At 69.8% G+C, this 10,025-nt stretch carries 6 protein-coding genes; 5 read left to right on the top strand and 1 reads right to left on the bottom strand.

Annotated elements, in window-relative coordinates:
- Positions 1–603: 603 nt before the first annotated feature.
- From RIM90_RS09935 to RIM90_RS09925, 3 genes are all read left to right on the top strand, one after another.
- Positions 604–2,799: a discoidin domain-containing protein gene (locus RIM90_RS09935; protein ID WP_309060241.1), complete on the top strand. Its 2,196-nt coding sequence runs from the start codon at positions 604–606 to the stop codon at positions 2,797–2,799.
- 269 nt (positions 2,800–3,068) lie between these two features.
- Positions 3,069–5,243, top strand: a complete 2,175-nt coding sequence (locus RIM90_RS09930) for a discoidin domain-containing protein (protein WP_309060240.1) — start codon at positions 3,069–3,071, stop codon at positions 5,241–5,243.
- An 80-nt stretch (positions 5,244–5,323) separates the two neighbouring features.
- Positions 5,324–6,400, top strand: a complete 1,077-nt coding sequence (locus RIM90_RS09925) for a DUF1996 domain-containing protein (RefSeq protein WP_309060239.1) — start codon at positions 5,324–5,326, stop codon at positions 6,398–6,400.
- Between the two features lie 216 nt (positions 6,401–6,616).
- On the opposite strand, the gene RIM90_RS09920 is transcribed toward RIM90_RS09925, so the two are convergent.
- Complete coding sequence (locus tag RIM90_RS09920; RefSeq protein ID WP_309060238.1) at positions 6,617–7,939, bottom strand: ROK family protein; 1,323 nt, start codon at positions 7,937–7,939, stop codon at positions 6,617–6,619.
- A 193-nt stretch (positions 7,940–8,132) separates the two neighbouring features.
- Between RIM90_RS09920 and RIM90_RS09915 the strand changes: the two genes are divergently transcribed.
- Together RIM90_RS09915 and RIM90_RS09910 are read left to right on the top strand one after the other, a co-directional pair.
- On the top strand, positions 8,133–9,449 hold the full coding sequence (locus tag RIM90_RS09915) for a sugar ABC transporter substrate-binding protein (RefSeq protein WP_309060237.1): 1,317 nt from the start codon (positions 8,133–8,135) through the stop codon (positions 9,447–9,449).
- 14 nt (positions 9,450–9,463) lie between these two features.
- Positions 9,464–10,025: carbohydrate ABC transporter permease (locus RIM90_RS09910; protein ID WP_375165421.1), on the top strand; the 562-nt coding region annotated here is incomplete at its 3' end.

Raw genomic sequence — 10,025 nt, 5'->3', positions numbered from 1 at the left:
CCGGTCTGTCCCGAGAGAGCAGAGCGTCGGCGGCGTGGGCGGACGGGGGGCCCGGTATGCCGGCGAACGACAGCAGGATGACCGCGAGGGCCATGAGCAGGCCCAGGCGGCGGCGCATCGGACTCACAGCGGCTCCTCGAAGCGATGGGGTGGAACGAGAAGGTGAGAGAGCGCTCCCTGGAGGGTGAGCCTGCTGCCGCGGAAGAGGGATGTCAATGGTTTACGTTCACCTTGAGAAAAGAGGGCAATAAACAGGACGGGGCGTCAGGCCGGCCTTATCGAGGCGGTTCTGAGCCCAGGTCGGGACGCTGGTCGCGCAGCGGATCCCGGACCGGCTCCGCGGTGATCTCGATCTCGGTACCGGTCATGCGGGCCCACGGTGGTCGGGCGGTGATGCGCCGATCCCGTCCGCGGCACGCCGCGCCGCGGACGGCAAGGTGCCGACCGGCAGCCGGCCCCCCTCGCATTCGCCGCAGGACACTCAACTGCTGCTTAATGAAAGATGAAAGATAAGTGATGACAGATCCTTGACCGCCCCGTCTCGCTGCGGGCAAGGTTCCCGAGAGCGCTCTCCCCTGTCTCTCGTTCGCAAGGAGCCCCCACATGCCCAGAGTTGGCATACCGTCAGTGGCACCACCCCCACCCCGCAGATCCGTGCGCCGCGGTGTCGTCGGCACGGTGGTCACCGCTCTCGCCGCCGCCCTTCTCACCTTCGCTCCCGCTCAGGAGGCCGAGGCCGCGCCCGTGTTGCTGTCCCAGGGCAAGCCGGTCACCGCCTCCAGCCAGGAGCACTACGGCACACCGGCGACCGCAGCCGTCGACGGTGACAACGGCACGCGGTGGTCCAGCGCCGCCTCCGATCCGCAGTGGATCCGCGTCGACCTCGGCGCGACGGCCACGGTCAGTCAGGTCGAGCTGCGCTGGGAGGCCGCGTACGCCAAGGCGTACCGCATCGAGACGTCCGAGAACGGCACCGACTGGTCGACCGCGTACTCGACCGCCACGGGAGCCGGCGGCACGGAGACGCTGAACGTCTCCGGGAAGGCCCGTTACGTCCGGATGCTGGGGACGACCCGGGCGACCGGGTACGGGTATTCGCTGTGGGAGTTCAAGGTGTTCGGCACCACCGGTGACGGCGGTCCGACCCTGCCCGGCGGCGGTGACCTGGGCCCGAACGTGCATGTCTTCGACCCGTCGACGCCGGGCATCCAGGCCAAGCTGGACGAGGTGTTCCGCCGGCAGGAGTCCGCGCAGTTCGGCAGCGGCCGGCACGCGTTCCTGTTCAAGCCGGGCACGTACGACAACCTCAACGCCCAGATCGGCTTCTACACCCAGATCGCGGGCCTCGGCCTGCGCCCCGACGACACGACGATCAACGGTGACATCACCGTCGACGCCGGCTGGTTCAACGGCAACGCCACCCAGAACTTCTGGCGCGGCGCGGAGAACCTCGCCGTGAAGCCGGTCAACGGGACCAACCGGTGGGCGGTCTCCCAGGCGGCGTCGTTCCGCCGGATGCATGTCAAGGGCGGCCTCAACCTCGCGCCGAACGGCTACGGCTGGGCCAGCGGCGGCTACATCGCCGACTCGAAGATCGACGGCCAGGTCGGCAACTACTCGCAGCAGCAGTGGTACACCCGGGACAGCGCCATCGGCGGCTGGTCCAACTCCGTGTGGAACCAGGTCTTCTCGGGCGTCGAGGGCGCCCCGGCGAGCAGCTTCCCCGAGCCCCGCTACACGACCCTGAACACCACCCCCGTCTCCCGTGAGAAGCCGTTCCTCTACCTGGACGGCAACGAGTACAAGGTCTTCGCGCCGGCCAAGCGCACCAACGCCCGCGGCACCACCTGGGCGAGCGGCACCCCGCAGGGCGAGTCGATTCCCCTGAGTCGGTTCTACGTCGTCAAGCCCGGCGCCACCGCCGCCACCATCAACCAGGCACTCGGCCAAGGCCTGCACCTGCTGTTCACCCCGGGCGTCTACCACGTCGACCAGACCATCAACGTCGACCGGGCGAACACCATCGTCCTGGGTCTGGGCCTGGCCACGATCATCCCCGACAACGGGGTGACCGCGATGAAGGTCGCCGACGTCGACGGCGTGCGCCTGGCCGGGTTCCTCATCGACGCCGGCCCCGTCAACTCCCGGACGCTGCTGGAGGTCGGTCCGCAGGGAGCCTCCGCCGACCACGCCGACAACCCCACCACCGTCCAGGACGTCTACATCCGCATCGGCGGCGCGGGCGCGGGCAGGGCCACCACCAGCATGGTCGTCAACAGCGACGACACGATCATCGACCACACCTGGGTGTGGCGGGCCGACCACGGCGAGGGCGTCGGCTGGGAGACCAACCGGGCCGACTACGGCGTCCGCGTCAACGGCGACGACGTCCTGGCCACCGGGCTGTTCGTCGAGCACTTCAACAAGTACGACGTCGAGTGGTACGGCGAGCGCGGCCGGACGATCTTCTACCAGAACGAGAAGGCGTACGACGCGCCCGACCAGGCCGCCATCCAGAACGGCGACACCCAGGGCTACGCCGCCTACCGTGTCGACGACTCCGTCGACACCCACGAGGCATGGGGCCTGGGCAGCTACTGCAACTACAACGTGGACCCGTCCATCCGCCAGCACCACGGCTTCAAGACCCCGGTCAAGCCGGGAATCAAGTTCCACAGCCTGCTGGTGGTGTCCCTCGGCGGCATGGGCCACTACAACCACGTCATCAACGACACCGGAGCGTCCACGGTCCCAGCGGGAACCTCGACCGTGCCGTCCACCCTCGTGTCCTTCCCCTGACCCTCCGTCCGCCGTCCGCCGTCCGCCGGATGATCCGGCAGCGGCCGGCACCGACTCCCCTCCGGTCCGGGTGACATCCCCGCGCCCCGGCCCGGAGGGGCTCCGCGGCCCGGTGCCCGGACCGGGCGCCCGGGGCGGTACCTCTGCAACGCCTTGATGCGACCGTGCCGTTCCGCACCGGGCGGCACGCCGCGGCCACGCGCCGGACGGGACCGGGGACCCCCTGGTGAGCGCTCCCCACCCGGCACTCCGACCTGCCAGGAGCAGATGTGTCCAGACCCCCCTCACCACCCCTCCTGACCCGCCGCCGCGCCGGCCTCTCCGCACTGGCTCTCGGCGCGCTGGTGGCGTCATCGTTCACCCTCGCCGCCTCGCCCGCCCGGGCGGCCGACACCCTGCTGTCGCAGGGCAAGCCCGCCACCGCCTCGTCGCAGGAGGGCGACGCGTACGCCGCGTCGGCGGCCGTCGACGGCGATCTCACCGGCACCCGCTGGTCCAGTCAGTGGAGCGACCCGCAGTGGCTCCAGGTCGATCTCGGCCGGAGCGCGAACCTCAGCCGCGCCGTCCTGACCTGGGAAGCCGCGTACGGCAAGAGCTACCGGATCCAGGCGTCCGACAACGGCACCGACTGGCGGACCCTGAGGACCGTGACGGGCGGCGACGGCGGCACGGACGATCTCGCCCTGACGGGCTCCGGCCGCTACGTCCGCATGCTGGGAACGGAACGGTCCGGGGGCTACGGCTACTCCCTCTGGGAGTTCCAGGTCCACGGGAACACGGACGGCACCACCCCGCCCCCCACGGGAGGCGCGGTCCAGGTGACCGGATCCCAGGGGAACTGGCAGCTCACCGTCGGCGGGCAGCCGTACACCGTCAAGGGCCTGACCTGGGGCCCGGCCATCGCCGACGCACCCCGGTACATGCCGGACGTGAAGTCGATGGGCGTCAACACGATCCGCACCTGGGGCACCGACGGCGGCACCAAGCCGCTGCTGGACTCGGCGGCGGCCAACGGCATCCGCGTGATCAACGGCTTCTGGCTCCAGCCGGGCGGCGGCCCGGGCAGCGGCGGCTGCGTCAACTACGTCACCGACACCACGTACAAGAACACCATGCTGACGGAGTTCTCGAAGTGGGTGGAGGCCTACAAGTCGCACCCCGCCACGCTGATGTGGAACGTCGGCAACGAGTCGGTGCTCGGCCTGCAGAACTGCTACAGCGGTGACGAACTGGAGCGGCAGCGCAACGCCTACACCTCCTTCGTCAACGACGTCGCCAAGAAGATCCACTCGATCGACCCGGACCACCCGGTCACCTCGACCGACGCGTGGACCGGTGCCTGGCCGTACTACAAGCGCAACGCGCCCGACCTCGACCTGTACTCGATGAACTCCTACGGCGACATCTGCAACGTCCAGGAGGACTGGGAGGAGGGCGGCTACACCAAGCCGTACATCATCACCGAGGGCGGACCGGCCGGCGAGTGGGAGGTGCCGGACGACGCCAACGGCGTCCCCGACGAGCCGACCGACGTGCAGAAGGCGGACGGCTACACCCAGGCGTGGAACTGCACCACCGGCCACCGGGGTGTCGCGCTCGGCGCCACTCTTTTCCACTACGGCGTCGAACACGACTTCGGCGGCGTCTGGTTCAACCTCCTGCCCGACGGGCTGAAGAGACTGTCGTACTACTCTGTCAAGAAGGCCTACACCGGGTCGGCCGGCGGTGACAACACCCCGCCCGTCATCACCGACATGACCGTCAGCCCCGCCTCCTCGGCCCCTGCGGGCGGTGAGTTCACCGTGCGTGCCGGTGCACGCGATCCCGACGGCGATCCGATCACGTACAGGGTCTTCCTCAGCGGCAACTACGCCAACGGCGACAAGCGCCTGGTCGAGGCCGAGTGGCGCTCCACCGGCAACGGCACCTTCGCCGTGACGGCGCCCGAGAAGCCGGGCGTGTGGAAGGTGTACATCCAGGCCGAGGACGGACGCGGAAACGCCGGCATCGAGACCAAGTCGGTCAAGGTCGTCGCCCCGCCGGTCACCGGCACCAACGTGGCCCTGAACAAGCCGACCACCGCCTCCTCCTTCCAGGAGTCGTACGGCGACTGCCCCTGTGAGCCTGCCAAGGCCACGGACGGCAAGACCGACACCCGCTGGGCCAGCGACTGGAGCGACCCCCAGTGGATCCGCGTCGACCTCGGTGCCGCCACCGCCGTCCGCAAGCTCCAGCTGGTCTGGGACCCGGCCTACGCGAAGTCCTACGAGGTCCAGGTGTCCGATGACGGAAACACCTGGCGCACGGTCCACTCCACGACGACCGGCAACGGCGACATCGACACCATCGACGTCGCGGCGACCGCACGGCACGTCCGTCTCCACCTGACGGCGAGGGGGACGGGCTGGGGCTACTCGCTCCACGAGTTCGGCATCTACAGCTGACGCACCACGCCGTACCCCCGGCAGGGGGCAGCGCTCAGCCCCCTGCCGGGTCATTACTCCCCACGGGCTGGAGGCCTTCCATGAGATGGCGCTCGAAACAACTCCCCGCGCTCCTGCTCGGCAGCGCCCTCGTCGCAACGGTCCTCGGTCTCGGCACGGTCGCCACCGCGGCCGACCCGGAAAGTGCCACCCCGGCCGGCGGCCACACCGGGCACACCACGGCCGTGTCGACCCGGGCGTCCGGTGACGACCCCGACGGGGACGGCTACATACCGGCCGTCCCCCCGGTCACCGGCGTCACACCGTCCACGCACACTCCGCCGCCGCGCTACCACAAGGAGTTCCAGGCCAACTGCGCTGTCACGCACACCGCGCCGGACGACCCGATCGTGTACCCGGGGCAGCCGGGCAAGTCCCACGACCACACCTTCCTGGGCAACACCTCGACCGACGCGCACAGCACCACCGACTCGCTCTACGGCGGCGACACCGAGTGTCTCGCACCCGCCGACGGCTCCGCGTACTGGATGCCGTCCCTGTACAACGGGGACGAGAAGATCCTCCCCGTCGGCCCGCAGGTCATCTACTACAAGGCCGGTGTCACCGACTACACCAGCGTGCGGCCCTTCCCCAAGGGACTGCGGTTCGTCGTCGGCGACCCCCTGCAGAGCGCCCAGGAGTTCCGCAGCCACAAGGGCTTCGTCGAGGGCTGGGAATGCGGTGACAGCTTCTTCAACGTCGACTTCCCGGCGAGCTGCCCGAGCCGGCCCGACGTCCAGCTCAACATCCGTTTCCAGGCCCCCAGTTGCTGGGACGGCAAGTACCTCGACACCCCCGACCACAAGAGCCACATGGCCTACCCGGTCGTCAAACCCGGCACCAACGACAACATGTGCCCGGCCTCCCACCCGGTCGCCCTGCCGATGATCGAGTTCAAGATGGCCTGGCCGGTCAACGGCGACATGAGCCAGGTCCGGCTGGCCGGCGGCCGCGGGTACTCCTTCCACTACGACTTCTTCAACGCCTGGGAGGAGCGGACCCTCAAGGCGCTGGTCGACCACTGCATCGTGGGCGGCCTCCAGTGCGACACGCGCGGCTACGACCAGAACCACCCGGAGCGGGGCGCGGTCCTGAACGCGGACCACCGGCTGCCCTGACCGACCCCATTCCCCGGGCCCGGCCGTCCCCGCAGCACGCACGAGGGCGGTCGGGCCCTCTGCCCTGCCCGGCGGCCACCGGGCCAGGGCCACGACACAGCAGCTGCGAGAGAGGGGCGGGACGGTGCGCTGCGTCACTGGGCGGCGGAGGAGCGCGCCTGGTGGTGAGAAGGAGAGGTGACGGGGGAGCGGCGGGCGTTCACCGGCTGAGGTCCCTCACTGCGCCGCCCGTTCGCGCAGGCTGGTCTGCCACACGGGGCCCTGCTGCTCCGGGTCCGCCTCGGCGCGGCGGCCACCGCGGGCGAAGAAGTCGGCGAGCGGCAGGATCGCGGCTCCTACGGTGACGGCGTCCGGTCCGAGGGTGCCCAGGTCGATCTCGACGCGCGCGGCGGGGTACTTCAGCGAGTACGAAGCGGCGTACGCCCGCACCGTGTCGAGGAAGCGCCGGCCGAGCTGGAGACCGGCCCAGCCGCCCACGAGGATACGTTCGGGCCGGAACAGGTTGATCAGGTCGGAGAAGCCGGCGCCGAGGTACTCGGCGGTCTCCTCCAGGACGGCCAGAGCGGTCGCGTCGGCCGGCGGAGTCGTTCCCCCGGTGTCGGGGGCGGGGTACGCGGCGGCGAGCATCGCGGTCAGCGCGGTCTCCTCGTCCACGCCGGCCGGCGGCTGCCCGCCCGCCTCCGCCCACCGCTCCAGGAGCGCCTCCGCGCCGGCGTACGCCTCCAGGCAGCCCTGCGCGCCGCAGCGGCATCGCCTGCCCCGAACCCGTACGGTCAGATGTCCCCACTCCAGGGCCACCGCGGACCGCATGTCGTCGGTGACGACGCAGGCGCCGACACCGGAGCCGAAGAGGACCACCACCGCGTTCTGCGTGCCCCGCCCGGCGCCGAACCACATCTCCGCCTGGCCGAGCGTCTTGGCGCCGTTGTCGATGTAGTACGGCACGGACTCGGGCAGCAGCCGGGACTCCCGCAGCAGCCGCTCCAGCGGGACGGCGTCCCAGCCGATGGTCTGGCCGTGCACCACGGCGCCGTCCTCCGCGCTCTCGGCGACGATGCCCGGCACACCGATACCGACGCCCAGCAGCCGCTCCGCCGGGACACCGGCCTGGCTCAGGACCTCGGGGATGCCTTCGCGGAGGTGACCGACCACGACACCGACGTCGTAGCGATCGACACGCCGCAGACTCTCGGTCGCCAACGGCCGCTCCATCCGGGCGAGTTCGGTGAGGGCCAGGTCGAAGAGCTCGATCCGCACACGCGTCTCACCGACGTCCACGCCGATCAGGTAACCGCTGTGCGCGCTGATGCGCAGGAGCGTACGGGGGCGGCCGCCGGCCGAGTCCACGCTGCCGGCCTCCTCGACCAGGCCCTCGGCGACCAGTTCGGACACCACATTGCTCACCGAGCCCGAGCTCAGCCCGGTGACCGGGCCGAGCGAGAAGCGGCTCAGGGGCCCGTCGAAATACAACCGTTGCAACACCGCGGTGCGGTTCTCCCGCCGCAGGTCACGCACCGTACGCCCGCCGCGCATCTTCACCCTGCCCCCTCGTTCTCGCTGTCCTGCACGCAACTTACAGGGGACAGAGGCCTTGACGCGACCTTCACTTGAGGTTTAACTCACACCGTGAATTAAGCGGCGGGGTGCCTCAGGCCCGAACGCGGGACGCCACTCGTGCCGCACCCTCCCCGCAGACGAAGTCCGTCACCTTCCCGGAAGGGCCCCTGAAGTCATGCGCAGAATCAGAGCCGCAGCCGTCGGCGCCGTCACCCTCTCGCTCGTTCTCACCGCGGCCGCCTGCGGCGGGGGCTCTTCCGGCACGGAGGGCTCCAACGAGCGGCCGAAGACCCTCACCTACTGGGCCTCCAACCAGGGCGCGAACCTGGAGGCGGACAAGAAGGTCCTCCAGCCGGAACTCGACAAGTTCGAGAAGCGGACGGGCATCAAGGTGAAGCTCGAGGTGGTGCCCTGGGGGGACCTCCTCAACCGCATCCTCACCGCCACCACCTCCGGTCAGGGTCCGGACGTCCTGAACATCGGCAACACCTGGAGCGCCTCGCTCCAGTCCAGCGGGGCCCTGCTGCCCTGGGACGCGAAGAACTTCCAGGCGATCGGCGGCAAGGACCGCTTCGTGGAGTCCGCGCTCGGCTCCACCGGCGTCCAGGGCCAGGACCCGGCCGCCGTGCCGCTGTACTCGATGGCCTACGCGCTCTACTACAACAAGAAGATGTTCGCCGACGCCGGCATCGAGAAGCCGCCGGCGACCTGGGAGGAGCTGGCCGAGACCGGCAAGAGGCTTTCCGGGAACGGCAAGTGGGGACTCGGTGCCGAGGGCTCCAACCTGTCGAACAACATCCACCAGGTCTTCGTCCTCGCCAAGCAGCACGGCGCGGACTTCTTCACTCCCGACGGCAAGGCCGACTTCACCTCCGACGGCGCCGTGGCGGCGGTGAAGCAGTACGTCGACCTGATGGCCAAGGACAAGATCATCGCGCCGGGCAACGCCGAGTACGCGCAGAACCAGTCCCTGAGCGACTTCGCCAAGGACAAGACGGCCATGGTGCTGTGGCAGACCGCGTCGGCCACCTTCACGTCGCAGGGCATGAACGAGGACGAGTGGGGCGTCGCGCCCGCCCCCGTGCAGTCCGGCGAGCCCGGCCCGGGCAAGGCCACCAACTCCATGGTCGCCGGCATCAACATAGCCGTCTTCAAGAACACCAAGAACATCGACGGCGCCAAGAAGTTCGTCAAGTTCATGACCAGCGACGAGGAGCAGATCGTCCTGAACAAGGCGTACGGCTCCATCCCGCCGGTCAAGGCCGCCCAGCAGGACCCGGCCTTCAACACCCCGGCACTCGCCGTCCTGCGCGAGACCCTGGCGACCAGTGCCACCGCGCTGCCGCAGGTCCCCGAGGAGTCGCAGTTCGAGACCGTCGTCGGCACCGCCGTCAAGGAACTCTTCGCCGACGCCGCCGCCGGCCGGCCGGTGACCACCGAGTCGGTGCGGGCCAAGCTCGAGAAGGCCCAGCAGCAGATGCCCAAGAAGTGAGCACGGACACCGCCATGACCACCACCGCTGCCCTGAGCACAGGCGAGCGGACGGCACGCAAGAACGACCCCGGAGCGGCACCGCGCAGGCGCCGCCCCGGGCGGCTGCGCCGCATCGGACTGCCGTACCTGCTGCTGTTCCCCGCGCTGCTGCTCGAACTGCTGGTCCACCTGGTGCCGATGGTGATCGGCATCGTCGTCAGCTTCAAGGAGCTGACCCAGTTCTACATCCGTGACTGGGGCACCGCGCCCTGGGCCGGTCTCGACAACTACTCCCTGGCAGTCGACTTCGACGCCCCCATCGGCGAGGCGCTGCTGAAGTCCTTCCTCATCACCTGCCTGTTCACCGTCCTCTCGGTCGGCCTGTGCTGGCTGCTCGGAGCGGCCGCAGCGATCTTCATGCAGGAGACCTTCCGCGGCCGGGGCATCCTGCGCACGCTCTTCCTCGTCCCGTACGCGCTGCCCGTCTACGCCGCCGTCATCACCTGGGCGTTCATGTTCCAGCGGGACAACGGCCTGGTGAACCACGTGCTGCACGACCAGCTCGGCCTCACCGACAGCCCTCCGTTCTGGCTGA

This window comes from Streptomyces sp. (assembly GCF_031181555.1).
Taxonomy (GTDB): Bacteria; Actinomycetota; Actinomycetes; order Streptomycetales; family Streptomycetaceae; genus Streptomyces; species Streptomyces fimbriatus.
This window is presented reverse-complemented; position numbering and strand designations above follow the sequence as displayed.